Source organism: Bacillus sp. FSL K6-3312, from assembly GCF_038007485.1.
GTDB classification, from domain to species: domain Bacteria; phylum Bacillota; class Bacilli; order Bacillales; family Bacillaceae; genus Bacillus; species Bacillus pumilus.
The window spans coordinates 444,713-469,666 of the sequence record NZ_JBBOXI010000001.1; the positions used below are offsets into that span (position 1 = coordinate 444,713).

23 protein-coding genes are annotated in these 24,954 nt (G+C 43.9%); 13 read left to right on the top strand and 10 right to left on the bottom strand.

Annotated features, from left to right (window positions below; all coding sequences use genetic code 11):
• The first annotated feature begins 15 nt into the window (after positions 1 to 15).
• Genes MHI11_RS02155 through MHI11_RS02170 form a run of 4 tightly spaced genes read left to right on the top strand, consistent with a single transcriptional unit; the run spans position 16 to position 3,965 of the window.
• On the top strand, positions 16 to 690 hold the full coding sequence (locus MHI11_RS02155; protein WP_003214174.1) for an amino acid ABC transporter permease: 675 nt from the start codon (positions 16 to 18) through the stop codon (positions 688 to 690).
• 12 nt (positions 691 to 702) lie between these two features.
• Positions 703 to 1,449 (top strand): amino acid ABC transporter ATP-binding protein, encoded by a 747-nt coding sequence (locus MHI11_RS02160; RefSeq protein ID WP_012008912.1) that lies wholly within the window; start codon positions 703 to 705, stop codon positions 1,447 to 1,449.
• Positions 1,450 to 1,482: 33 nt separating this feature from the next.
• Complete coding sequence (locus tag MHI11_RS02165; protein ID WP_340960307.1) at positions 1,483 to 2,640, top strand: amidohydrolase; 1,158 nt, start codon at positions 1,483 to 1,485, stop codon at positions 2,638 to 2,640.
• Positions 2,631 to 3,965 carry an MmgE/PrpD family protein gene (locus tag MHI11_RS02170; RefSeq protein WP_340960308.1) on the top strand — a complete coding sequence of 445 codons (1,335 nt, stop codon included), beginning with the start codon at positions 2,631 to 2,633 and terminating at the stop codon, positions 3,963 to 3,965. Before MHI11_RS02165 ends, MHI11_RS02170 begins: the two co-directional genes overlap by 10 nt.
• A 55-nt stretch (positions 3,966 to 4,020) precedes the next feature.
• Here the strand turns inward: MHI11_RS02170 and MHI11_RS02175 are convergent, their stop codons facing one another.
• The 5 genes from MHI11_RS02175 to MHI11_RS02195 form a co-directional block, all read right to left on the bottom strand.
• Positions 4,021 to 4,866: a GAF domain-containing protein gene (locus MHI11_RS02175; RefSeq protein WP_106066477.1), complete on the bottom strand. Its 846-nt coding sequence runs from the start codon at positions 4,864 to 4,866 to the stop codon at positions 4,021 to 4,023.
• Between the two features lie 154 nt (positions 4,867 to 5,020).
• Positions 5,021 to 6,397 (bottom strand): aspartate kinase, encoded by a 1,377-nt coding sequence (locus tag MHI11_RS02180; protein WP_044140503.1) that lies wholly within the window; start codon positions 6,395 to 6,397, stop codon positions 5,021 to 5,023.
• Between the two features lie 173 nt (positions 6,398 to 6,570).
• Positions 6,571 to 8,004: an MDR family MFS transporter gene (locus MHI11_RS02185; protein ID WP_044140504.1), complete on the bottom strand. Its 1,434-nt coding sequence runs from the start codon at positions 8,002 to 8,004 to the stop codon at positions 6,571 to 6,573.
• Positions 8,005 to 8,020: 16 nt separating this feature from the next.
• The gene (locus MHI11_RS02190) at positions 8,021 to 8,887 is read right to left on the bottom strand and encodes a TetR/AcrR family transcriptional regulator (protein WP_223250691.1); all 867 of its coding nucleotides are present in this window, start codon (positions 8,885 to 8,887) and stop codon (positions 8,021 to 8,023) included.
• Positions 8,888 to 9,171: 284 nt separating this feature from the next.
• Positions 9,172 to 9,399 (bottom strand): hypothetical protein, encoded by a 228-nt coding sequence (locus MHI11_RS02195; protein WP_283924153.1) that lies wholly within the window; start codon positions 9,397 to 9,399, stop codon positions 9,172 to 9,174.
• Between the two features lie 122 nt (positions 9,400 to 9,521).
• On the opposite strand from MHI11_RS02195, the gene MHI11_RS02200 reads away from it, so the two are divergent.
• Positions 9,522 to 9,833 carry an ArsR/SmtB family transcription factor gene (locus tag MHI11_RS02200; protein WP_065098801.1) on the top strand — a complete coding sequence of 104 codons (312 nt, stop codon included), beginning with the start codon at positions 9,522 to 9,524 and terminating at the stop codon, positions 9,831 to 9,833.
• A gap of 30 nt (positions 9,834 to 9,863) precedes the next feature.
• On the opposite strand, the gene gabR is transcribed toward MHI11_RS02200, so the two are convergent.
• Complete coding sequence (gene gabR, locus MHI11_RS02205; RefSeq protein ID WP_106066474.1) at positions 9,864 to 11,288, bottom strand: MocR-like transcriptional regulator GabR; 1,425 nt, start codon at positions 11,286 to 11,288, stop codon at positions 9,864 to 9,866.
• Between the two features lie 108 nt (positions 11,289 to 11,396).
• Between gabR and gabT the strand changes: the two genes are divergently transcribed.
• From gabT to MHI11_RS02220, 3 genes are read left to right on the top strand one after another with little or no spacing between them, the layout of a single operon-like run.
• Positions 11,397 to 12,713: a 4-aminobutyrate--2-oxoglutarate transaminase gene (gene gabT / locus MHI11_RS02210; protein WP_044140509.1), complete on the top strand. Its 1,317-nt coding sequence runs from the start codon at positions 11,397 to 11,399 to the stop codon at positions 12,711 to 12,713.
• Positions 12,714 to 12,734: 21 nt separating this feature from the next.
• A complete protein-coding gene (locus MHI11_RS02215; RefSeq protein ID WP_113768565.1) occupies positions 12,735 to 14,123 on the top strand; it encodes an APC family permease in 1,389 nt (462 codons plus the stop codon).
• On the top strand, positions 14,098 to 15,492 hold the full coding sequence (locus tag MHI11_RS02220) for an NAD-dependent succinate-semialdehyde dehydrogenase (RefSeq protein WP_340960310.1): 1,395 nt from the start codon (positions 14,098 to 14,100) through the stop codon (positions 15,490 to 15,492). The genes MHI11_RS02215 and MHI11_RS02220 overlap by 26 nt, the downstream gene beginning before the upstream one ends.
• Positions 15,493 to 15,540: 48 nt before the next feature.
• Here MHI11_RS02220 and MHI11_RS02225 read toward each other — a convergent pair whose 3' ends face one another.
• From MHI11_RS02225 to MHI11_RS02235, 3 genes are all read right to left on the bottom strand, one after another.
• Positions 15,541 to 16,137 carry an NAD(P)H-dependent oxidoreductase gene (locus MHI11_RS02225; protein ID WP_113768568.1) on the bottom strand — a complete coding sequence of 199 codons (597 nt, stop codon included), beginning with the start codon at positions 16,135 to 16,137 and terminating at the stop codon, positions 15,541 to 15,543.
• 198 nt (positions 16,138 to 16,335) lie between these two features.
• On the bottom strand, positions 16,336 to 16,950 hold the full coding sequence (locus MHI11_RS02230; protein WP_113768569.1) for a YcnI family copper-binding membrane protein: 615 nt from the start codon (positions 16,948 to 16,950) through the stop codon (positions 16,336 to 16,338).
• 16 nt (positions 16,951 to 16,966) lie between these two features.
• Positions 16,967 to 18,601, bottom strand: a complete 1,635-nt coding sequence (locus tag MHI11_RS02235; RefSeq protein WP_268507489.1) for a copper resistance CopC/CopD family protein — start codon at positions 18,599 to 18,601, stop codon at positions 16,967 to 16,969.
• Between the two features lie 506 nt (positions 18,602 to 19,107).
• On the opposite strand from MHI11_RS02235, the gene MHI11_RS02240 reads away from it, so the two are divergent.
• From MHI11_RS02240 to MHI11_RS02260, 5 genes are all read left to right on the top strand, one after another.
• On the top strand, positions 19,108 to 20,550 hold the full coding sequence (locus tag MHI11_RS02240; RefSeq protein WP_340960311.1) for a PTS mannitol transporter subunit IICB: 1,443 nt from the start codon (positions 19,108 to 19,110) through the stop codon (positions 20,548 to 20,550).
• Positions 20,551 to 20,645: 95 nt separating this feature from the next.
• Positions 20,646 to 21,080: a PTS sugar transporter subunit IIA gene (locus tag MHI11_RS02245; protein WP_012008933.1), complete on the top strand. Its 435-nt coding sequence runs from the start codon at positions 20,646 to 20,648 to the stop codon at positions 21,078 to 21,080.
• A gap of 1 nt (position 21,081) precedes the next feature.
• Entirely contained in the window at positions 21,082 to 22,203 is a 1,122-nt protein-coding gene (locus MHI11_RS02250; protein WP_340960312.1) for a mannitol-1-phosphate 5-dehydrogenase, read from the top strand.
• A 97-nt stretch (positions 22,204 to 22,300) separates the two neighbouring features.
• The gene (locus tag MHI11_RS02255; RefSeq protein ID WP_340960314.1) at positions 22,301 to 24,049 is read left to right on the top strand and encodes a methyl-accepting chemotaxis protein; all 1,749 of its coding nucleotides are present in this window, start codon (positions 22,301 to 22,303) and stop codon (positions 24,047 to 24,049) included.
• A 231-nt stretch (positions 24,050 to 24,280) separates the two neighbouring features.
• Entirely contained in the window at positions 24,281 to 24,673 is a 393-nt protein-coding gene (locus tag MHI11_RS02260) for a RidA family protein (protein WP_034664057.1), read from the top strand.
• Between the two features lie 31 nt (positions 24,674 to 24,704).
• Here MHI11_RS02260 and MHI11_RS02265 read toward each other — a convergent pair whose 3' ends face one another.
• On the bottom strand, positions 24,705 to 24,944 hold the full coding sequence (locus tag MHI11_RS02265) for a DUF2651 family protein (RefSeq protein WP_044140518.1): 240 nt from the start codon (positions 24,942 to 24,944) through the stop codon (positions 24,705 to 24,707).
• Positions 24,945 to 24,954 lie beyond the last annotated feature (10 nt).

Below are 24,954 nucleotides of genomic sequence, written 5' to 3' on the forward strand. Positions count from 1 at the left end.
CGGTGAAGAGCAGACATGAACAAAATTGATTGGCAGTATATGGTGACGGTTTTTCCGACATTGATCCAATACTTGCCGATAACGATCTTCATGGCGATTGTCTCCATGGTATTTGCCATTATCATTGGTGTGGTATTCGCTCTTATTACGAAAAACCGGATACCTGTTTTATACCAATTTGCTAAGCTGTATATTTCTTTTTTCAGAGCGGTTCCAACCTTGGTTCAGCTCTTTCTCATTTATTTTGGTCTTCCGCAGCTATTCCCTGCGATGACCTCAATGGATGCCCTAACAGCGGTCATTATCGGATTAAGTATTAAAAACTCAGCATACTTAGCAGAAATTTTCAGAGCGGCCCTTAATTCTGTAGATGAAGGGCAACTGGAAGCTTGTCTATCTGTCGGCATGACAAGATGGCAGTCTTACGTAAGAATTATTTTCCCGCAGGCAATAAGAAATGCGATTCCAGCAACGGGAAATACCTTTATCGGTCTTTTAAAAGAAACATCTCTTGCCTTTACGATTGGTGTGGCAGAAATGTTTGCACAAGGGAAGATGATTGCGTCAGCGAACTATAAATACTTTGAAACCTATTTAGCTGTAGGGATTGTGTATTGGGTGATGACCATCATTTATAGCTTCCTTCAAGACCTATTTGAACGAAAAATTAGCAAACCTTACCGGAATTAAGGAGGTGTGGACATGATCAAGCTCACCAATTTGAAGAAATCATTCGGCGACCTTGTCGTCTTAGACGGAATCAATCTCGACGTGCAAAAAGGGCAGGTTGTGGCCATTATCGGACCTTCTGGCTCCGGTAAATCCACCTTGCTGCGCTGCTTAAATTTATTAGAAATACCAGATGAAGGCACGATTGAAATTGGCGATGCGAAGCTCGATGCGTCTAAATATACACGAAAAGAAGCCCATCACCTGCGTCAACAAACGGCCATGGTGTTTCAAAACTATAATCTATTTAAAAACAAGACAGCACTGCAAAACATCACAGAATCACTGCTTGTGACGAAAAAAATGACGAAGCAGCAGGCAAATGAGATTGGAATGAAGCTGCTGAAGCAGGTAGGGTTAGAGCAAAAGGCTGACAGCTATCCAGTCACGTTATCTGGCGGACAGCAGCAGCGAATTGGGATTGCCCGCGCATTAGCGGTTGATCCACATGCGATTCTACTCGATGAACCAACGTCAGCACTTGATCCAGAGCTTGTCTCAGGTGTGCTTCAAGTCATTAAATCCATTGCGATTCAAGAAACAACGATGATCATCGTCACACATGAAATGGCGTTTGCAAGAGAAGTGGCAGACCATGTGATTTTCATGGCGGATGGTCATATTATTGAACAGGGCACACCAACTGAGCTATTTGATGAAACGAAGAATGAACGGACAAAACGATTTATCCAAAAAGAAGCAGCGGCTGAAGAAGCATAAGCTGCTTTTTACTCTTTAGAGGGGTGAGTATCAGTGAAATCAATAGGAAATGAAGCATTAAACAAACGTTTAATTAACATTCGCCGAGCGCTTCATGAGCATCCAGAGCTGGCATTTGAAGAACATGAAACGACTAAAAAACTGCGCGGCTGGTTAAAAGAAGAAGGGATCACCGTACTCGATTTTCCAGCTCTTCAAACAGGTGTTGTCTGTGAAATCAAAGGAGAACAAGAGGGACCAACAATTGCCCTGAGAGCTGATATTGATGCACTTCCGATTGAAGAAGCATCTGGCGAACCATTTTCTTCAAAGGTACCGGGCAAAATGCATGCATGCGGACATGATTTCCATACAGCTTCTATCTTTGGAGCGGCTCTTTTATTAAAAGAACGGAAACACGAGATCAAAGGAGCGGTCCGCATTTTGTTCCAGCCGGCTGAGGAAGTCGCGCAAGGAGCGAAACATGTCATAGAGGCAGGCGTTTTAGATGGAGTGGATGCGATTTTTGGTATGCACAACAAACCTGACCTGCCAGTTGGCACTATAGGCATTAGAGAAAAAGCGTTGATGGCAAGTGTAGACCGGTTTGAAATCAATATTAAAGGAACGGGTGGTCATGCAGGTATTCCGAATCATACGGTGGACCCGATTGCCATCAGCGGGCAGATCACAAGTGCTCTTCAGCAAATCGTTAGCCGCCGCATCAGCTCATTGCATCATGCAGTTGTCAGTATCACACGCATTCAAGGTGGTACTTCATGGAATGTGATTCCTGATCGTGTTGAGATGGAAGGAACCGTTCGGACGTTTGAGCCTGAAGTAAGAGCGATGATTCCAGAGCTTATGAAACAAATCGTGAGTGGGATTGCCGAGGGATTTGGGGCGAAAGGTGAAGTGAAATGGCATCCGTATTTGCCTTCTGTGTTGAATGACGATCGTTTGACAAAGGTGGTCGAAGAAACGGCAGGTGCGCTGGATCTCACAGTCGTTCAGGCAGAGCAGTCACCGGGCGGAGAAGATTTTGCCCTTTATCAAGAACACATTCCAGGCTTTTTCGTATGGATGGGGACAAGCGGTACGGAGGAATGGCATCACCCTGCCTTTACATTAAATGAAGGCGCACTCCCTGTTGCCGCTGCCTTCTTTGCCGAGCTTGCTGTTCGGGCATTGGAGTCACGATCATGGAACTAACAAAACAACTGGCAGAGGCTGTACTGTCTGCTCATCCACTTCAAGATCAGCGGGCGGTAGAAATGGCTCGAAATGGTCTGTTAGACGCTGCGGCAGCAGCGCTTGCTGCGAAAGAGGATGAAGGAATTCAAAAGCTCATGGCACTGGTGGAACAAGAAGGCGGAGCCGCTCAAATTCCTGTCATTGGACAAGGGAAGAAGGTCAGCCGTCAATCAGCAGCGATGCTGAACGGCTACCTGATCCATGCCCTTGATTATGATGATGTGCATTCAGACGTGAGAGGACACCCAAGTGCGGTTATCATTCCAGCATTGCTATCACAGCTATCAGACGGCAAAGGGTTTGGCGATCGATTTTTAGCTGCCTACATCACAGGTGTTGAAGTGATGGCAAGGCTTGGCGAATCCATCGGCAAGGCGCATTATGAAAGGGGCTGGCATAATACTGGAACCCTCGGAGCCATTGCGGCAGTATGTGCCATTGGGTATTTAAAACAAGTCTCGCAGGAAGAGCTGGCGAAGGCAATCGGCTTTGCCGGAGCGCAATCAGCCGGAATGAGAAAGCAGTTCGGCTCTGATATGAAACCATTACAAGCCGGCTTAGCGGCTAAAACAGCCGTCTGGTCTATGGACTTAGCTTGTTCAGGTTTTGGCGGGAATAAATCGGTTCTTGATGGTACGCTTGGTTTCTTTTCTCTCTATGGAGATCAGGAGCGCGCGGAAAGTCGTTTACTAGAGGGATATGGTACAACGTGGCGAATTGTCTCGCCGGGGCTGTGGTTCAAAGTATACCCGTTCTGTTCAGCTGCGCATCATGCAGCCGATGCGATCCTAGCATTAATGAATGAGCGTACTTTCTTACCGGAGCAGGTGAAACAAGTAGATGTCCTATTCCCGCCTGGCGGAGATGCAGCACTTATTGAGCGGACACCTTCAACTGGAGAAGAAGGACGATTCAGTGTCGAATACGTGATCGCACTTGCCGTGTTTGGACAGACGCTAACGCTGGATCACTTTACGAAAAAAATCATTCCATCACACATGCGCACATGGATGAAGCGGGTGAGCAGAGGGTATGATCAAACGATAGAACCCCATCCAGACGCTGTCCCAAAAGGACGCTTTACGATTGTGAAGCTTACCTTATCTGACGGCACCATCATCAGCAAACGAGTCGATATTCCGCGGGGAGCACCAGGCCATGCACTATCGAAAGAAGACATCAAGCAAAAATTAAACAGTGTCACAGAAGCATTACATGCACAGCAGGTTGTACAAGTTATTGAAGACGGAAACGATTCTTCTTATTTGCAGCTGTTGGCATGATTTAAAAAGAAGAAAAAGGGCTATCATCAGTTAGCCCTTTTTGTGTATATATTTCTTAATCCATTTTAGTAAACGTCAAGCCAATATGAGCAAGTGCCTGCGGCAAGTCCTTTCGAATGGTGATGTCTTTAAATGAAATATTCGATTGAATCGCACTTAAAGCAAGGTCTTGTTTAATCCCTGTTAAAACAGCCGAAATCCCTAAAAGTCTCAGCGTTTGTGCATAGCTGACCAAATATTGAATGCTCTGTTCATTCAGCCGTTTTGTTCCCGATACATCAATGACCAAATGAGAGAGCGACAGTCTGTAACTTTCCTGTAAAATGGTTTCTAAAATATGCTGAGCTCTTGTCTCTTCGATATCACCAAGTAGAGGAAGCACGGCAACACCGTCAACAACTGGGACGATCGGTACAGATAATTGCTGAATCTGCCGGTTGGCACGGTCTAGTTCCAGGACGTAGCTTAATAGAGAAGCCATCGTTTCAAACATATGCACATGCTCTTCTGTGAATTGCTGTGGTCTTAGGTCAAGCCCGCAAATCGTTCCGTAGTTTGTGCCATCTGTAAAATTAATCGGCACTCCGATGAATGATCCGCCTTGAAGACGTTTCGTGACTTCTAAGTATTTAGAACGATCATCCAATGATATATCAGGAATCACAAGCGTATCCTGATGATCGACCGCCAGTTTGCAAAATGTCTTCTCGTAAGGAATTTCTTCTCCTTCTTCAAGAAGCTGCTCATCATGATTCAGCACCTTGACAATCTGATTGGTGGTTTGATCGTTTTTAGCAATAAACAGTGTATTTACATCAGTGAATTGACTCATCATATTTAAAATACTCGTAGAAGCATCATGAAAATTGCGAAACTGTTTTAATAGTTGTTGACGAGGCATTGTTTTAGGACTCCTTGTAGCTCCGATCATAGGCCGGAACAATAGTTGGTTTGTCTCTATCATACAAAATCAAACGAGAAATAGATATACTTTAATATGTGAATCGGGTGAGAACAAAAAAGACTGCCGATTCTGAGATCTGGCAGCCTGCTGATTAAAGAGAGACAGGGACAGTAGACATAGAGAAAAATTCCTCATACAACGCTTGAACGGCTTCTTTTTCTTGAGCCGCTTTGACGCCAAACATCATGCTGACCTCGGAAGAACCTTGATTGATCATTTCAATATTGACCTTCGCTTTTGACAGCGCCTTTGCTGCTCTTGCTGTGGTACCAACATTGTGACGCATCGCTTCTCCTACAACCATAATGAGGGAGAGATTCGGCTCTAACACGACCTCATCTGCATCAAGCACGAGCTTCAAGCGATCGAGTAGCTCTTGTTCAATATGCTGCTCCTCCAGCTGATCCTGCCTTAAAATAATGTTCATATCATCAATGCCAGAAGGGACGTGCTCATACGTAAGCCCATATTCCTCTAACGTTTGCAGCACCTTGCGTCCAAAACCGACTTCTCGGTTCATCAAATATTTGCTAATATAAATGCTGCAAAATCCGCTGTCTGAAGCGATTCCGACAACGGGTCCATTTGTATGATCCCGCTGGTTCACAATTTTTGTGCCTTTTGCCGAGGGATTATTGGTGTTTTTAATCTGCACAGGAATGCCTGCACGGAAGGCTGGAATGAGTGCTTCATCATGGAACACGGAAAAACCAGCATAGGATAGCTCGCGCATTTCCCGGTACGTTAGCTCTGTAATTTCCTTCGGCTCATGAACGATCGTTGGATTAACAGCGTAGACAGCATCCACATCTGTAAAGTTTTCATACACATCTGCCTTCAAACCATTTGCCAAAATCGAGCCGGTAATATCGGAGCCGCTGCGAGAAAAGGTGACGATATCTCCCGATAGATTAAAGCCAAAAAAGCCAGGGAAGATGATGATGCCAGAGCGCTCTCTTAATTTGTACAAATGATCGTATGACTCCGGAAGGACTTGCGCTTGACCAGGCTCATCGCTCACAAATAAACCGGCTTCCTTTGGGTTCACATAGTGAGCTTCGACACCTTGATAGCGGAAATAGGCGGCAATGAGCTTTGCGTTATTGTCTTCACCGCTTGCCTTGATGGCATCAAGATATCGCTCAGGATGAGACGTATCAGCCTGCAAGAGGGCATCTAGATCTTGCCGGATGGTGCCAATCACGTCATGACTTAACCCGAGTTCATCCGCAATCGAGGCATACCGCTTGATGACGGCTTCCTGTAAATCGTGTGCTTCGCCTAAACGTAAATATTGCTCACCACAGCTAATTAATAGATCGGTGACCTTCGTATCCGTTGAATGCCGTTTTCCTGGTGCGGAAACAACGACTGCTTTTCGAGCTGGATCTGCTGTTACAATGTCAAATACCTTTTGCAGCTGCTTGCCAGATGCAAGTGAACTGCCACCAAATTTAACGACCTTCAAAGCATACATCTCCTATAGTAAAAATTTTCTCACAAATTGAATAGTTCCTATTATCAACTCTTTTCATCAAATTATCAAGGTTTTTCTTCACTAGAAATACAAATGTATTTTAGGGGAGGACGATATAGCGCGAGTATATGAAAAAAGAGCCGGCCATATGCCGACTCTTATTCTTATGAAGAAGATGAGGAGGAAGATAGCTCCTGTTTCATCACTTTATTCTCGCGTTTTTCCTTTAAGAAAAAGGAGAGGACAAGCCCAAGGACCGCAATCAAACCAGACACGATAAATGATGTGTTCATGCCGTGAACGGCTGATTTTAATGGACTGGCCAAATCTGCATTTGCAGCAGAGCTGCTCATGATGGAGACAAGCACTGCCGTCCCAATGGAACCACCCACTTGTCTCATCGTGTTATTCATCGCTGTTCCATGCGGGATCAAATGAGGCGGTAAAGAGTTAATACCTGCTGTTGTCAGCGGCATCATGATCATCCCAACCCCAATTAAGCGCAGTGTGTAAGCGACCGTAATGAGGGCGATGGATGAATCAAGGGTGAGCAGCATAAATGGCAAGGTCGTCACGGTAAGTATCGTAAACCCGCCTAATGCCAGCCCTTTTCCGCCGACTTTATCAAAAATCCGTCCAATAATTGGTGAGAGGAGTCCCATAAAGAGAGCACCTGGCAGTAAGATAAGCCCTGTATCAAGAGCAGACAATCCTCTCACATTCTGCGTATAGAGCGGCAGAATCGTCTCTGTCCCAATCAATAAAGCAAAGACAAGCATCCCAAGGAAGGTCGTTAAGCTAAAGATCGCAAACTTAAAGACACCAAATTCAAGCATCGGTCTTGTCAAATTCGACTGGCGCAGAATAAAGAAGAACAAGCTCACAGCGCCGACAATCAGTGATATGAGGACAGTGGCACTCGTCCAGCCATATGTGCCAACACTAGAAAATCCGTAAAGCAGCCCGCCGAAACCGAAGGACGACAAGATGACAGATAAAACATCAATACGTGCCTCTCTTTGTTGCGTTACATTTTTCATTAAGAAGAAAGCAAGAATAAGATCAATGATACCGATTGGCAGAACAATATAGAACAAGAACTTCCAGCTGAAGGCATCAACAATCCAGCCGCCAAGTGTCGGTCCAAGAGCTGGTGCGAAAGATATGACAAGTCCGACCATGCCCATTGCCTGACCCCGTTTTTCTTTCGGGAAAATGGTTAAAAAGATCGTTTGCATCAGCGGCATTAAAATCCCTGCGCCAGCTGCCTGCACAATACGCGCTGCAAGTAATACAGGGAAATTCGTTGCGAATGAAGCAAGAATGGTACCGGCTGTAAAGATACTAAGCGCTGTTAAAACTAAAGAACGGCTTGAAAATTTCTCAATTAAGAAAGCCGTGATCGGGATGAGAATCCCGTTTGTCAGCATAAAGGCTGTAGTGAGCCACTGTCCTTTGCTGACATCAATATTGAATTCCTCCATGATATGTGGGATTGCTGGTATGAGCAGCGTTTGGTTTAAAATCGCGACGAATGCCCCAACGAGGAAAATCCCCACAATCACAGATCGATTATACGATGTTGTAGATTGGTTCATGTTATCCCTTCTTTATCTATAAAATGATGCTTTTCAGCTGTGACACGTTTTGTGATAAAACGCTGTTTTTGCCTAAATAATCGAGTAGTGAACTGATTAAAAAGGTTCTCGGTTGGTCCTTTGATAATTCTTCACTTAGCAGTTCAAACGCAGAGAGGAGATCGTCCTTTTCTTCCCCGTTTGACAGTGTGTGAAGCTCTTGTTTGATCTTTGTTAAGTACGAGATGACAAGCTTTTCTTCATCATATTCGTCCTGTGTGGAAAGCAAATAAGAGTCCATCAACTGATCTGTTAGCACAGGCTCAATAGAGCAAGGCTTTTTCGACACACGGTCCATCACGCCGATAATCATTTCTGCGGCATTTTCTAATTGGATGTTCTTTCGCTCGATGGCCAGCATTAAGATGAATTCTCTCATTAGTCCGTTGAGTACAATCACAAGATCCCAGACGTAAGGCGCAACAGATTCACCATATGTGCTTAAAATAATGTCTCTGTGCCGCTGCATGATAATGGAGCGTGTCTCACGTAAATGCTTAATCACAATGGGTGAATGCTGTGAAAAAGCTTCAAAGGACAGCATATTCAAAAATTTATGATTCTCTTTAAACTCTTCAAGCTCAAGCTTGATCTTCTTTGTGAATTTTTCCTTTTTGGACAGCGTTGTTTCTGAATGAATGATCTGAGAAATCTCTCTCATTTTGCACTGATTGTATTTAATCAGTTCTAATAGAAGAGCTTCCTTTGAATCAAACAGTTTATAAATAGACGCTTTTGATATTTTACAGGCATCGGCAATTGACTGCATGGAGACACTCATATAGCCTTTTTGAGAGAATAATTTCTTTGAAACTCGCAAAATCTCTTCTTGCTTTTCGTTCATCTTCATAAGTCCTTTCCGATTCGGCAAAACCATATGGTCACAATGGAAACCGAGTGGTCACTTTTGCAATGATAACAAAATCAATGACCTATGACAAGAAAAGAAACTTAAAAAACACCTATCTTATGACAGGTGTTTTACCCTTCCGCATGTGCGGCATATATGATGATTTGACCGTTAAGTTCGGCGATCAAAAGGTCTTTTTGCTCCTTTACAGAGTAAATCGCTGTCCCTTTTTTCAGCTGGGAAGCTGTGCCGTGATTATAATGTTCGGCAGCTGTTTTCTAAATCACACCTAATTGCTGATCTTTAGTGACGGTTAGTTGATGGGTCCAATCTACATTTGCTTCATAGACAGTTTCTTCCCATTGAAATAAATCTGCCTGTTTATCGAGAGCTAATAACTCTTCTGCACTAGGTGGTTTAGATTCGGCATACCGAACGGATTGGCATCCACATAAGCAAATGGCGAGTAACATCATACATAAGTAAGTCCAGATCTTTCGTGTCAAATGAGGTCCTTCCCTTCAAGAAAGTTATTATATGGTCATAGTCGTTTCCGAAGGATGTATCGTTACTTTTTGAGGCGAGTAAGGAGATTGTATGTTGGCACAAAATACGATACATTTATCGTATGAATAATCCAATCCATCCAACCCAAGAAGACATGAGACTGATTTCTGTGCTGCACGCATTGGCCGATCCAATCCGGTTAGAAATTGTCCGCTGCTTAGCAGAAGCAGGCGAGAGGACATGTGGCACGTATGAAATGAATATTGCCAAATCCACGCTTTCTCATCACTTCAAAGTGCTGAGGGAGGCAGGCATCGTGAAAGTGAGAATTGACGGAAAACACCGCTACTATTCTTTAAGAACAGAAGACATCGAGACCGCTTTTCCTGGACTCGTGTCATCCATTTTAGCCGTAGATAAAGAGCGGTGGTAAGCCAGCTGTCTAGTAAAGCAGCTGGCTGTTTTATTTTCCATAAATCGACTCATACAGTCGTTTTACCGCCGGCTCAATATCCTCTGGCCGCATATGAGAGAAGCCGAGGACGAGCGGAACAAAGCCTTCCTGATGCCCCGGTAATTGCTCATCAAGGGTAAAACGGTCCATCCCATACATTTTCAGCTTTCTTTCTTTGGCACGCTGTAAAATCTCATGCTGCGTGCGGTTTGAGCGGAACTCTGCGATAAAATGAAGTCCAGCATTTTCCCCAATAATCCGTACATTGTCAGCAAAAACCGTGTCGAGCTCTTCAATGAGCTGCTTCCGCTTTTCCTCATATAAACCATTCATTCTTTTAATATGCCGCTGATACGCCCCATCCTTTATAAAATGAAGAAGGGTGTATTGTGTAAAAAGGTTGGCCGTTTGAATGAAGAAGTGCTGTTCTTCCTTATAGCGTCTCAATAAATGCTGAGGCAGTACCATATAGCTTAGCCGCAAGCCGGGCAGCAATGATTTTGAAAAGGTCCCCATATAAATGACTTTGTCATATCGATCCAAACTTTGCAGCGCTGGAATGCTGTCAGTCCCATACTTGAATTCACTGTCATAATCATCCTCAATGATATAACGGTCATGCTCATCGGCTGCCCAGTTTAAGAGCTGAATCCGCCGGGAAATTGGCATAATCACCCCTGTTGGGAATTGATGTGAAGGGGTAATGATCAACACATTCGGCTCTTTTTTCTGAATGTCACTCATCCGCACTCCTTTTTGATCAATGCCAATCGTTTCAATTCGGTGATGATTGTTTTTTAGCATTTGATAGAGCCGGCGATAGCCAGGGTTTTCTAACCCGTATACTTGATCGGCTGGAAGAATGCTTGATAACGAATGGATAAGTGACTGCGTGCCTGCACTTAAAATGAGCTGTTCTGGATAGCATTTGACGCCTCTTGCCAGCCCGATTAACCGGGCAATCGTTTCCCGAAGCTCGTACACACCTTGTGGATGCGGAAGCTCGCCAAACGCTTCTTGGTGGAGGCTGATCGCCTTTTGTTCACTTTTCAACCAGCTTTTAAAGGGAAAATGAGTGGTATCGACTGAGATATGTGAAAAGGAATACCAATCGTCTCGTGCAATCGGCTCTTCCTTTAAATCTGCTGGAAGGGAAGAGGGTTTCAGCTGACCTGATTCATGAAACGTTTCTAGTGACTCCACAAAAAATCCTTTCCGTTCAACCGAATATAAATATCCCTCGGCAAGCAGCTGCTGATACGCGCCATTCACTGAATTCACGCTGACGTTTAATGCATCGGCTAATTCTCGTTTGGATGGTAATTGATCGTGCGGCTGAAGGTTTCGATTTAAAATTTCACCTTTAATTTTCGTATAAATTTGATGATAAATATATCCGTTTGCCCCTGTTTGATCTAGTTGAATTGTCAGCATCTCTTCAGTCCTTCCTCTCTGGTACCATGAAAAAAATGATATTGGTACTTTCTATCATACCAAAAAATATTCAGAATAATAAAAAAGACATAAAGGGGATGGATGACAATGAGTCAAACGACAACAAACCGTTTTTCAACAGAAGAATGGCAGGGGAAAAGAGATCAATACGTCGCAAGAGGCGTGAGTAATGGTAACCGCCATCTTGCAGCAAAAGGGAAGGGAGCCGAGCTGTTCGATATCGATGGGAAACGTTTTATCGATTTTGCTGGCGCAATTGGTACGTTAAATGTAGGCCATTCACATCCAAAGGTTGTGGAAGCCGTCAAAGCACAGGCAGACAGTCTGATCCACCCAGGATTCAACGTGATGATGTACGAATCGTATATCGAATTGGCAGAGAAGCTATGCCGCCTCACACCAGGCGACCATGACAAGAAAGCCATTTTCCTTAATTCAGGTGCAGAAGCTGTTGAAAATGCGGTGAAAATTGCACGTAAATATACGAAAAGACAGGCCGTTGTCTCGTTTACAAGAGGCTTCCACGGCAGAACGAATATGACGATGAGCATGACGAGCAAGGTCAAGCCATATAAATTTGGGTTCGGACCATTTGCGTCAGAGGTGTATCAAGCGCCATACCCGTATTACTATCAGAAGCCAGAAGGATTAAGCGATGCAGCCTACGATGAGTACATCATTGATCAATTCAACCAATTCTTCGTCGCTACCGTTGCACCAGAAACCGTTGCGTGTGTGGTCATGGAGCCAGTCCAGGGGGAGGGCGGGTTCATTGTACCATCGAAGCGTTTTGTTCAGCATGTCGCTTCATTCTGTCAGCAGCACGGGATTGTCTTTGTAGCAGATGAAATCCAAACAGGTTTTGCAAGAACAGGAAAATATTTTGCGATTGAGCACTTTGATGTGGTGCCTGACTTAATCACGGTGTCAAAATCTCTTGCTGCTGGGTTGCCGCTAAGCGGTGTCGTCGGCAGAAAAGAACTGCTTGATGCGGCAGATCCAGGGGAATTAGGGGGAACGTATGCAGGAAGTCCATTAGGCTGTGTGGCAGCACTAGCGGTTCTTGATATTATTGAAACAGAACAACTGAATCAACGATCTGAGCACATCGGACAAGTCATTGAGGAGAAAGCAAATGATTGGAGAACTACGTATCCATTCATTGGGGAAGTCCGCCGGTTAGGGGCAATGGCGGCGATTGAAATTGTGGAAGATCAAACTACGCGTACACCAGATAAGAAAACAGCCGCAGCGATTGCAGCATATGCAAACGAGCATGGGCTGCTCTTATTAACGGCGGGGATTAATGGGAATATTATTCGCTTCTTAACACCACTTGTCATCACAGATGAGCTGCTTCACGAAGGACTAGGGATCATCGAGGACGCCTTCAAAGCACGCTAAACAACAAAGGGGGATGGTTGTATGCAAAAACAACAAATGGCAAAAACCATGTCGCAGTCTGACGTACTGTTTTTATCCATTGGTGCAATGCTTGGATGGGGCTGGGTTGTACTTTCGGGAGATTGGATTTTAACAGCTGGATTTTTAGGCAGCGTGATTGCCTTCGTTATAGGAGGTATTCTCGTCATCTTTATTGGACTGACGTATGCTGAGCTTTCGTCTGCGATTCCAGAGACAGGCGGAGGGCTCGTCTTTGTCCAGCGGGCATTTGGGATGAAATCAGCGTTCATCTCAGCATGGGGCGTATTGTTTGGTTATGTGTCCGTCATTACGTTTGAGGCTGTTGCCTTGCCGACAGTTATTGATTATGTGATTCCAACACAGCATGTTGGCTTCCTATGGAATATAGGTGGATGGGACGTTTATTTCACATGGGTATTGATTGGTTCTGGCGGTGCACTGTTTTTAACAGCACTGAATTACATTGGGGCAAAGCCCGCAGCCATTTTTCAGTCTGTGTTCACAGTAGCGATTATTCTGACAGGTTTTCTCCTTTTAGGCGGCGCGACTTTTAATGGAGATTTTGCAAACCTTGAGCCAATGTTTCAAGGCGGGGTTGGCGGGCTTATGGCCGTGTTAGTCATGATTCCTTTTTTATTCGTTGGTTTTGATGTGATACCGCAAGTAGCAGCAGAGATTAATGCGCCAAAGAAAATCATTGGGAGAATTTTAATTATCTCCATCGTGAGTGCGGTCGTATTTTATCTGCTTATTGTCTTTGGGGTAGCTGCGGGGCTATCAAAAGGACAGCTTGAAACCTCTTCATTGGCGACAGCAGATGCCATGGTGCAGCTTCTCGGTCATCAAGCATTTGGGACAGTGCTTGTCATTGGCGGTGTAGCAGGGATTGTGACGAGCTGGAATGCTTTTATTATCGGTGCCAGCCGTATTCTATACGCGATGGCGGAAAGAGGCATGATTTCCAAATGGTTTGCGTATATTCATCCAAAGTATAAAACGCCGACAAATGCCATTTTATTTCTTGGTGCTTTGGCTTTTTTCGCTCCATTATTAGGGCGCCCTGCCCTCGTATGGATTGTCAATGCAGGTGGTGTCGGGATCATCGTTGGGTACTTAATTGTGTCCATTGCCTTTATGAGACTTCGCAAAGTGGAACCAGAGCTTGAGCGTCCATACCGCATTAAATATTGGCGGACGACAGGCGTTTTAGCCATCGGGCTAAGTCTCCTTTTTCTTTCATTTTATTTTCCAGGGATGCCGGCTTCCTTATCATGGCCAGCTGAATGGATATTGCTTTTAGGTTGGGCACTCATTGGGTATATACTATATGTAATGAATCCAAGAACGAAGGAGACGGTAGAGCATGACAAACGAACTCAAAGTGTATAACCCTGCAACAGGAGAAGCAATTGCTTCAGTTGCTCAGCATACAAAAGAACAGATCGAAGACGCCATTTCGCGCTCACATAAAGCATTCAAAGTATGGGCAAAAACGTCAGCGCATGAACGTGCCAATATCATTCGCAAGTGGTTTGATCTCATGATTGAACAGAAAGAAAGGCTCGCAAAAATCATCACGGAAGAAAACGGGAAGCCGTATCAAGAAGCATTAGGCGAAATCGCTTATGCGGCTGGATATATTGAATGGTACGCAGAGGAAGCCAAACGAATCTACGGTAGAACCATTCCGTCACATACGACGAACAAACGCCTTTTCGTCACAAAGCAGCCAGTTGGTCCTGTTGCGGCCATTACACCGTGGAATTTCCCAGCAGCCATGATCACGAGAAAGGCAGCACCAGCACTTGCGGCGGGCTGTACCTTTATTGTGAAGCCTGCTGAAGACACGCCGCTGACGGCTATTGAACTTGTGAAATTAGGCCACGAAGCCGGAATACCTGAGGATGCCCTGCAATGGGTGGTTGGAGATGGAAAAGAAGTCGGTGAAATTTTCACAGATAGTCCATTGATTCGCAAAATCACGTTTACAGGCTCAACGCCAGTCGGAAAGCATCTGATCAAAAACAGTGCCAGCACAGTCAAGCACGTATCCATGGAGCTTGGCGGTCATGCCCCGCTCATCGTAGACAAAGATGCCAATCTTGAACTAGCTGTCAAACAAGCAGTGGCATCTAAGTTCCGTAATGCAGGACAAACCTGTGTCTGTGCCAACCGCTTAATTGTGCATGAAGACATTCATGAAGCATTTGCTCATGGCTTTAGCAAAGAGGTAGAAAAGCTGAAAGTGGGAAATGGCTTTGAAGAAGGCACATCCATCGGCCCAATTATCAACAAGCGCGGCTTTGATAAAATTGTCAGCCAAATTCAAGATGCAGTCGATAAAGGGGCGAAAATTCTTGTCGGCGGCGATACGCATTTCGATGATGAAAAGTCGTATTATTTTGTCCAGCCAACGGTTCTCACACATGTGGACCCTTCCATGAACATCATGCATGAAGAAACCTTTGGACCAGTGGCACCGATTACGACATTTAAAACGCTAGATGAAGCGATTGAATTAGCCAACGATACACCTTTTGGTCTTGCAGCTTATTTCTTTACAGAGAATTATCGAAACGGCCTCTACATCTCAGAGAATCTTGATTACGGAATTATTGGCTGGAATGATGGCGGACCATCGGCTGTTCAAGCACCATTTGGAGGAATGAAAGAGAGCGGAATTGGCCGTGAAGGCGGCATCGAAGGGATCGAACCCTATTTAGAAACCAAATATGTATCCATTGGTTTAGACGAATAAACGTGAAAAAGACTGTCCGAATAAGGAATCTCGGCAGTCTTTTTTATGTTAAACAGCCGGCGGGAAAAGCTGCTCCACCGTTTCTTTTGTTTCTTTCAGAATTTCGTGGATGTAATCTGCTGATGCCTGCTCCATGCTGCTGAACAAAAGCCGTTCAACAGGCTCAACCCCAATAAAATTGAAGACTTCTGTATCTGCTGTCATTCGGTGGGAAGCGGAAACGATCCGGTTAGAGTCAAGAAAGGTCCTTGGAGCATCGTGCGTGTTGATAATGACACCTTTTTTGTGCCGAAGCAGGTTTTCAATAGCCCCATACTCATTGATTTGATAAGCGAAGCCCTCAGAAAAAACGCGTTCTACATAGCCCTTTAGCATAGCGGGTAAGCCTGTCCACCAAATGGGGAAAATAAACGTTAGGACATCTGCTTGCTGAATCAGCTTCTGCTCAGTTTGAATGGCAATTGGGAGATCACCTCGTTTGATCGCAGCCTTTTCCAAGATGCTTAGTTCTGGCGAAAAACCAAGAGCATAAACATCACGAACAGTCACTTTATGACCATTGTTCAAAAGAGTGCTGACAACAAGATCTAATAAGGTTTGGTTTAAGCTTTGCTGGGGATGAGCAAATATAATTAGATGGTTCATCTTATAGCCTCCTAGGTGGTCATGTGTCTCATTATGGCATGCGTCATCATCCTATTCAATCCTATATTGGTAATAATAGGTTGGGAAAATAGGGGGTGATCTTCCTAGCTTGCAGGCAAAGCCTTGCATCTCGTGTTCAAATAAGGTGGAAAGAAATGAAAGCGATCGTTCCCGTGAAAACGATCGCTTACTAATCAATTATTTCTTTCTAAAAACAAGCACAAGCGCAATCAGTGCTACGACTAGAGCAGCAATGGACAACCCTAGCACAAGTGGTGAAGGAGAATTGGAGGCTGTTTCAGATGCCTTTTCTTCCTTTGGTTTTTCTTGACCATGGGAATCCGTTACCGTATTAGATGCCACAATGTTTGTGATCGAATGCGGCTTATCAGCATCTTTATCGCCAGTCCATTCAACGACCGTTCCATCCTTATAATATTGATACGCATCCCATGCAGCTTCCCCTGCTTTTTCAGGGTTTTTCGCTACAAAAACGAATTGCTGGAACTGTCCGGCAAGCACGCCTTTACCGGTTGCTTCCCAAGTCACTCTTGTCACCTTGCCATCTTTTTCTTCAGTTGATGTTTTCCATCCAGGGACAGGCTCGTATTGTTGGAATTCTACGCCTTTAGGTATTGTCACGACAACCTTAGTCGTTGGACTGTCACTCTCAGAAGGAACTTTTAACGTATAGGTTTCCCACGCATTTGTCGCAGACGTATCAGGTTTGACTGTGACGTGAGCACTCACAGGAATCGCCAATAAAAATGAAGCGAGAAGCATTGGTAATAAAGCTTTAACGTATTTTTTCATATGGTATGAACTCCTTTTAGTTTCTTCTAATAAATGTGGTATCGATATTTTCAAAAGAACCAGTTAACGCATGGATTTCAATTTTCCAAGTACCTTTTTCATTTAACAAGAGGTTTTCAGCAGAGTAATGACCATTTTTTAATCGTTTCAGCTGAAATTCACTCGGTTTCTCTTCACCGAATAAGGCGACTTTATGGATCTTGGCTGACACAGATTGAATATCAGTAATCGTTTGTCCATCCTTCTTCGTAAATGCGACCTCGAATGTGTTTTTGCCCGGGGCATTCGGGGTAATGCTCATGGACACAATGTCACGATGCTCGACTTGGTTTGCACCGAAGAACGGCTCAGGTGCAGGCGGAGGAGGGCTCGGAATGTTGGTGAATACAGCTGTTAATAACAATATAGCGATTCCGATGATCCACTCAGCTCGTAACGAAACGTTTTGTTTCTGTTTCTTTTCCCATCTTAGCATCAAGTAATGGACAAGCCCAAGAAGGCCCATCAAGATAAATAAACCAAGCTTGATTAAAAAGGTTCGTCCGTATGCTGATTCGAAAAGAGCATCAAACGATTGCAAAATAAAGATCGCATTTACAAATCCTGAAAACACAATGAGTCCAACAGAGAGCAGTGCCCAAGGATGAAACGCCGTTAACGTATTTCGTATGAGCGGTTGATCTTCATTTGGCAGCTTCTTCAACAATAAAAGCACAATGGCTGTTAAACCACCGACCCAGATCGATGCAGAAACGAGATGGATGAAATCAAGTGACGTTGTCAGTATTTTATTATCGGTTGCTGCTGGATGTCCGATTTGCGCCTTCAGCCAGAGAAGCACTGCGAATAGGAGAAGTGGAAACAACCATACCCGAAAAGAAGTAAAATCCCCTTTTTTCATCGCAACAATGCTCCAAATGGTCAGAAGAACAAATGACACCATGAGCATCATCCACAAACTACCGCCAGAAGTCGACGCAATGGTTTCTTGTAAAAGCGATGGCTGAAATGCTCCCAAAAAGGACACGTCTGCTGCTGATTTTGTTTGAATCGGCAGCTGGAACACGAGTGCTCCGCCCATCATGACCAGTGACAATGTCAAAAGCCATTTCATTCGTTTCGCTAATACAGGTGAAATGGCTGTTTTAAACCAAAACAGTCCAAACAAAATGGTCCCGAGAAATAAGCTAAACGACGTATAAAGAAAGGCTTTGTCAATGGTCGAGGCAACATCAATAGATTCATTCGTTTGACCTTGATCTAATTGGTCAAAACCGCCATCCGCTTTGCCAATACTAAACGGGATCATGCCAGAGACAGAGTGCCCGTCTGCTGATACCGCATTCCATTGAATGGTATAAATTCCTTTTGGTAAATCCTTTTTTAAAGCAGCTTCCATGATTTTTTGATCTTTAATGACCGTATCTCCTTGATCCACACGATCCCCTTTTGCATTTAGCACCTTAATGGCATGAAATCCACTTTCAATTCCTTCACTAAATGTGATAGAGACCGAAGGAGGCTGCTTCTCCAGCTCTTCATTGGCTGCTGGATTCGAGCTGACGACGTATGCATGGGCAAATGCTTCCTTTGGAATGAAAAAAGCAAACGTAACGATAAGGAGCAGAAGCCACTTACTATGTTTCAACAAGTGAATAACCGCCTTTCTACCTATGAAAATGTCTCATGTATCAGAAAGAAAGCGGCAGTAAACTGTGAGTCACAGAAAAAACCGCTCCTCCTATTGTGCCGCTCACTCTAAAAGGTAAACGAAACAAACAGCAAGATGGTTCACTTTTTCTGTGTCATGTCTGCGCAGACATTTCTTGATTGAATAGGTTTGATCATGTATAAGCCTATTCGATTTAAGAAGAGGAAACAAGAAGTGACGATTTAAAAGTTGTGAAATTCCAATGAATTTTGCGTCAAAACCACGGCACGTCAATCTTTTTACCCCATTTGTCCTTTGCTCTGACAGAGAATTCACATCATATTTCAATTTTGTCACACACTAAGTGACAAAGTGACATTTAGTTTCAATTGAAGGGAAAGTGAAAGCGTTTTACGATAAGGTTAAGGGCTTCACTGACACTTGTTCTTATATCTTTTGACCTATAAAGCCCTAAATAAAGGGAAAGAAGAAAGGAGTTTTCATAGATGCAAGAAAAAAGCGGATTCCGCGTAAAAGTACAGCGCTTTGGAAGCTATTTAAGCGGTATGATTATGCCGAATATTGGAGCATTTATCGCTTGGGGGCTCATTACGGCATTATTCATTCCGAGTGGCTATTTGCCAAATGAACAGTTAGCTTCACTTGTTGGCCCAATGATCAACTACTTACTGCCGCTCTTAATCGGTTACACAGGCGGTAAACTCGTATACGACCATCGAGGCGGGGTACTCGGTGCAACCGCGACGATTGGGGTCATAGTCGGTTCGGACATTCCAATGTTTTTAGGTGCCATGATCATGGGACCACTTGGCGGTTACTTGATTAAGAAAATTGATCAGCTCTTCAAAGATCGAATCAAATCGGGCTTTGAAATGCTTGTGAATAACTTTACGGCAGGAATTCTAGGTGCCATTCTTGTCGCGATTGCCTTCTACGCCATCGGACCAGTGGTACTTGGTCTAAATAAAGCCCTTGCGGCAGGTGTAGATATCATTGTGAATGCACATCTGCTTCCGCTGGCAAGTATTTTCATTGAACCAGCGAAAGTTTTGTTCTTAAACAATGCGATTAACCAAGGGATCTTAGGTCCTTTAGGGGTAGAGCAAGCGGCGAAGACAGGACAGTCCGTTCTGTTCTTACTTGAAACAAACCCAGGGCCAGGTTTAGGTGTTCTACTTGCATACATGTTCTTCGGAAGAGGGAATGCAAAGCAGTCTGCACCGGGTGCGATTGTCATTCAATTTTTAGGAGGAATTCATGAGATTTACTTCCCGTACATCTTAATGAAACCAAAGCTCATTTTGGCGGTTATTGCAGGGGGAGCGAGCGGCGTTCTGACCTTAACCCTGTTAAATGCAGGCTTAAAGGCTGTGCCGTCACCAGGAAGTATTATCGCTCTCATGCTGATGTCACCAAAAGGCGGACATCTTGCTGTTCTAGCAGGTGTTGTCGTGGCAACCGTCGTATCATTCCTTGTCGCTTCTGTGATTTTAAAAGCATCAAAAGCAGTTGACGAAGACTTAACAGCAGCAACAGAAAAAATGCATGACATGAAAGGGAAGAAAAGCGCAGCCGCCTCTGCTCTTACAGCACAAAAGGAAGGTGCTGAAGCAAATGAACAAGCAGCTTCTCCAAGCGATGTCAATCCAGATGATGTGAACAAAATCATCTTTGCCTGTGATGCAGGAATGGGCTCAAGTGCGATGGGCGCATCCATCTTAAAGAATAAAGTCAAAAAGGCAGAGCTTGATATTGATGTGACAAACACATCCATCAGCAACATTCCAAATGATGCCGATGTGGTCTTCACTCATAAAGATTTAACAGACAGAGCCAAGGCAAAACTGCCAGGCGCTGTGCATATCTCAGTTGATAATTTCTTAAACAGCCCGAAATACGATGAGCTGATTGAGAAATTGAAAAAATAACATGGCGAAACGGGTTGAGTTCAATTTTTCTTCATTGAACTCCCCGTTTTGGTTGTTTTCCTGATTTTCTATTCTAAGAAAAGGTGTGATCATTCATGAAACAAGTACTATCAAAAGACAATATATTTCTAAATGAACAAGCAGGATCGAAAGAAGAAGCCATTAAAAAAGCAGGCGAAGTCCTAGTGGCAAATGGCTATGTCACAAGTGATTATGTTGACAAAATGTTTGAAAGAGAAAATATCTCGTCTACATTTATGGGCAACGGGATTGCGATTCCTCATGGAACAGAGGATGCGAAAGCAGCTGTCCTTCATTCTGGGATTTCCATCATTCAAATTCCAGATGGCGTTGAATACGGCGAAGGAAATATCGCCAAAGTTGTCTTTGGCATCGCAGGTAAAAACAACGAACATCTCGATATTCTTTCTCAAATTGCGATTGTCTGTTCAGAAGAGGAAAATGTAGAGCGCATCATCCATGCAAAGGATCAGGATGAATTGATCGCCATCTTTAACGAGGTGAACTAACATGAAGGCACTTCATTTTGGAGCAGGGAATATTGGCAGAGGGTTTATCGGTTCTTTGTTAAAAACATCAGGCTTTGAGCTTGTCTTCACTGATGTAAATGAAGCGGTCATCAACGAGCTGAATGCAAGAGGAGAATACCTAGTTGAACTCGCAGCACCAGGTCAGAAGCAAGAAGTAGTAGGCCCAGTGACAGCGATCAATTCTGCACAAAACCCAGCGGCATTAACAGAGGCAGTGGCATCAGCTGATTTGATTACAACAGCTGTTGGACCAACCGTTTTGAAGATCATTGCTTCATCCATTGCTGAAGGATTGAAACAGAAAAAGCCTGACCATATCATCAATATCGTGGCATGTGAAAATATGATTGGAGGCAGCTCTCATTTAAAAGAAGCTGTTTTCTCTCATCTAACAGAAGAAGAACAAGAAGTGTTATCAAAAACAGTTGGTTTTCCAAACGCTGCTGTGGACCGCATTGTGCCGATTCAGCACCATGAGGACATTCTAAAAGTATCAGTCGAGCCTTTTTTCGAGTGGGTCATTGATAAGACTGGCTTTATTGGAGATGTTCCTCAGATTGACGGAGCGACCTTTGTACAAGATTTGACGCCGTATATTGAACGCAAGCTCTTTACTGTCAATACAGGACATGCACTAGCGGCTTATGTCGGGTATCAGCAAGGCGTTCAAACGATTAAAGAAGCCGTCGATACACCAGAGATTCGCCAGGTGGTTGAAGGGGCACTGCACGAAACGGGCAGTTATTTAATCGACACATATGGCTTTGAAAAAGAAGAACATGATGCGTATATTCAAAAAATCATCAAACGATTCGAAAATGTTTTTATCTCCGACGAAGTCACTCGTGTCGCACGCTCTCCTCTTAGAAAGCTAGGAGCAGATGACCGTTTAATCGGTCCGGCGAAAAAGATCAAGCAGCCAGTATACTTAATCAAAGGCATTGCTGCAGCGCTCGCTTATGACTTTGCCGAAGACGAAGAAGCGGTTCGTTTGCAGGAATTAAGAAAAGAAAAAGGCAATGAGGGTGTGTTGGAAGAAGTATGTGGCCTCACGCCAACAGATGATCTCTATCAAGCCATTCTTAAAGAAACAGCTCGATAATTAGAAAATCCCTTTCCAACGAGTGAAAGGGATTTTTTGATGACTTTTTAATACTTTACCCCGTTTGTCGATATATGAAGTAAGGGGGAATTTGTATATGAAAAGGAAAATGTTTGCGTCAAGAAGTGTCTTTTTTCAATTAATGTCTGCCATTATCGTCATCACGATCTTAACCGGCGGACTTGTTGGGACAACGGGGTATTTGTTAGCGAAACATGTCTTAATTGATGCGGGGAAAGCAGATTTAAAGCACATCGTCAGCGGAGCAATGGCTACACTTGAACAGTTGAATGATCGTGTAGAAAAAAAAGAACTGACGCTTGAACAGGCACAGGAACAAGCCCGTATTTACTTGAGCGGGCCAAAAAATGACAACGGGAAAGGGTACCAATTTCAAAAATCAGATTTTATCTATAAAAATAAGGGCTATCTTGTCGCATATGGAGCAGATTATTCCTCTCAAGTTCATCCTGTCAATGACATTGGCGTCATTCCAGATAACACGACCAATCGTGAAAAAATGGTCGCTGGAGCCAAATCAGAAGGCGAGGATGCACACTATGTGACCTATTTAGATAAGGACGATGCCACTGGGGAAAAAAAGCAAAAGCTTGCCTATATGAGCCAGTTCACGCCCTGGAATTGGAGTATCGGCATCGCCGTCTTCCAAGATGAATTTTATAAAGAATTAGAGCAGATGAAGCTCTATATCATGCTCATTACAGCAGGTGTCGCTCTTCTCAGTCTTGGCGTCTTTTATTTAGCTGCTCGAGGAAAGGTCAGACTGCTCAAGCAAGTCACTGCTGCTTCAAAAGAAATTGCGGCGGGGAATCTTGAACGCACGAGTTTAAAAGAAACAACAGATGAGATTGGACAGCTGGCAAAAGGCTTTAATCATATGTCAGGAGAACTCCGGACACTTGTAAGCGGTCTACAGGAAACGAGCAGTCAACTCGTCGAATCAGCCACAGATTTATCAGCAATATCTGAAGAAACCTCAGCTAGCAGTGAAGAGATTGGCCGAGCGATTGGCGACATTTCGACTGGAACGCTTCATCAGGCATCTGATCTTGATGTAGCCAATCAACAAATGACCCAGTTCAATCAATCGATTGAGAACGTCAAAGAACAAAGTGACCAAATTAAACGAATCTCTGACCAATCGAATCAATCTTCGCAGCAGGGCCAGCAAATTGTTCAGCAATTAAAACAATCAAATGAACAATCCATTCAAGCGTCTCAAGGCATTCGAGCAGGCATTGAGCAATTAAGTACAAAAGTACAGGATATCTCTAAAATTACAGATACGATTGAAAGTATTTCAAATGAGACGAATTTACTTGCGTTGAATGCCAGCATTGAAGCAGCACGGGCAGGAGAGCACGGCAAGGGCTTCTCGGTTGTGGCGAGTGAAGTGCGGAATTTAGCTGAGCAGACAAAACAATCAGCAGTGCAAATTCAGCAAATGGTACAAGGCATTAAAGAAGAAACGACGGCAACAGCCGGCATGATGTCAAACACAATGGATCGTTTCGCTGAGTTAGATGACGCGGTACATGCAACAGAACATGAATTCAATGCCATCTCTACGTCGATTTCACAAACCATCGTTGAAACAGACGCAATGGCAAAAGAGCTGAATGCATTGCTGGAGCAAAATGACCTCATCACAAAAGCCATGCAAGGCGCTGCCCATATTTCTCAAGAAAATGCCGCTGCGACCGAAGAGATCACCGCATCCACAGAGGAACAAGTGACAGCCATATCCAATGTGGCAAAAGCAGCAGAAAGGCTCAATGAACTAAGCATACGATTGAATCAAGACATTGCGCGTTATCGTCTATAAACCATTTTATTTTGACTGAACGTCTCTTTTCAGGTACTATATAGTTAATCAAAACCTTGCTCACGCAATCAAAAGGAGTGTTCCGGTCATGAAAAAGAAAATATTGATGTTCTTACCTTGTGGCTATGGATACTCCACTGCTGTTTTCTTTTAGGATAGATAGAAATTGGTGAAGTCTGTCTACATGAAGAGAAATCTAGCAGAAAAATCAAAGTGAGTGAGGGACATCATATGGAAAAAATCACGAGAAAAAACCCAGAAAGTATGCCGAAGCCCGTTGGAAGCTATAGTCATATCACAAGAGTACCAAAGGGCGCGGGATTATTTGTTACATCCGGTCAAGTCGGAACAGATATCGATGGACAGGTACCATCAAGTTTAAACGACCAGGTAACCAATACGTTTGAAAATATCAAAAAAATCCTTGAATCAGAAGGATTGAATGAAGAGCATGTCATCAAGGTCAATATATGGGCAACAGAAGAAATCGACTGGGATCATCTATATCCTCAGTGGGATACGATCTTCAAAACAGCTTACCCATCAATGACGGTTGCTTATGTATCAGCTTTAGGATGGCCTGAGCTGAAAATTGAAATTGAGCTATGGTGCGCCGATATTTGATCAAAAAAAGAACAGTGCAAACTGTTCTTTTTTACTTGAACCGAAACCGCTTTGTCATCCAAGCAGCGATCAACGTAAAGACGGTGTAGATGACGACCCAAATGAGAAAGGATTCATCCCCGCCAATGTATGAGTACATGAGAATGACGCTGGCTAACAGGACAATCAAAGTCGGCATCCAAACATTCTTCAAAAGCATTGTGCCAAAAATGCCAATCAGCACAGAAATAATAGGGAAGCCAAATACAACGAATAAGATAAAAACAGCCATATGACTAACT

Bases quoted from the DNA above. Each gene is read 5' to 3' on its own strand.
- MHI11_RS02155 (WP_003214174.1), top strand. From the start codon at position 16: ATGAACAAAATTGATTGGCAGTATATGGTGACGGTTTTTCCGACATTG.
- MHI11_RS02160 (WP_012008912.1), top strand. From the start codon at position 703: ATGATCAAGCTCACCAATTTGAAGAAATCATTCGGCGACCTTGTCGTC.
- MHI11_RS02170 (WP_340960308.1), top strand. From the start codon at position 2,631: ATGGAACTAACAAAACAACTGGCAGAGGCTGTACTGTCTGCTCATCCA.
- MHI11_RS02175 (WP_106066477.1), bottom strand. From the start codon at position 4,866: ATGCCTCGTCAACAACTATTAAAACAGTTTCGCAATTTTCATGATGCT.
- MHI11_RS02185 (WP_044140504.1), bottom strand. From the start codon at position 8,004: ATGAACCAATCTACAACATCGTATAATCGATCTGTGATTGTGGGGATT.
- MHI11_RS02190 (WP_223250691.1), bottom strand. From the start codon at position 8,887: ATGAACGAAAAGCAAGAAGAGATTTTGCGAGTTTCAAAGAAATTATTC.
- MHI11_RS02200 (WP_065098801.1), top strand. From the start codon at position 9,522: ATGAATAATCCAATCCATCCAACCCAAGAAGACATGAGACTGATTTCT.
- gabR (WP_106066474.1), bottom strand. From the start codon at position 11,288: ATGCTGACAATTCAACTAGATCAAACAGGGGCAAACGGATATATTTAT.
- gabT (WP_044140509.1), top strand. From the start codon at position 11,397: ATGAGTCAAACGACAACAAACCGTTTTTCAACAGAAGAATGGCAGGGG.
- MHI11_RS02215 (WP_113768565.1), top strand. From the start codon at position 12,735: ATGCAAAAACAACAAATGGCAAAAACCATGTCGCAGTCTGACGTACTG.
- MHI11_RS02220 (WP_340960310.1), top strand. From the start codon at position 14,098: ATGACAAACGAACTCAAAGTGTATAACCCTGCAACAGGAGAAGCAATT.
- MHI11_RS02225 (WP_113768568.1), bottom strand. From the start codon at position 16,137: ATGAACCATCTAATTATATTTGCTCATCCCCAGCAAAGCTTAAACCAA.
- MHI11_RS02230 (WP_113768569.1), bottom strand. From the start codon at position 16,950: ATGAAAAAATACGTTAAAGCTTTATTACCAATGCTTCTCGCTTCATTT.
- MHI11_RS02240 (WP_340960311.1), top strand. From the start codon at position 19,108: ATGCAAGAAAAAAGCGGATTCCGCGTAAAAGTACAGCGCTTTGGAAGC.
- MHI11_RS02245 (WP_012008933.1), top strand. From the start codon at position 20,646: ATGAAACAAGTACTATCAAAAGACAATATATTTCTAAATGAACAAGCA.
- MHI11_RS02250 (WP_340960312.1), top strand. From the start codon at position 21,082: ATGAAGGCACTTCATTTTGGAGCAGGGAATATTGGCAGAGGGTTTATC.
- MHI11_RS02255 (WP_340960314.1), top strand. From the start codon at position 22,301: ATGAAAAGGAAAATGTTTGCGTCAAGAAGTGTCTTTTTTCAATTAATG.
- MHI11_RS02260 (WP_034664057.1), top strand. From the start codon at position 24,281: ATGGAAAAAATCACGAGAAAAAACCCAGAAAGTATGCCGAAGCCCGTT.
- MHI11_RS02265 (WP_044140518.1), bottom strand. From the start codon at position 24,944: ATGGCTGTTTTTATCTTATTCGTTGTATTTGGCTTCCCTATTATTTCT.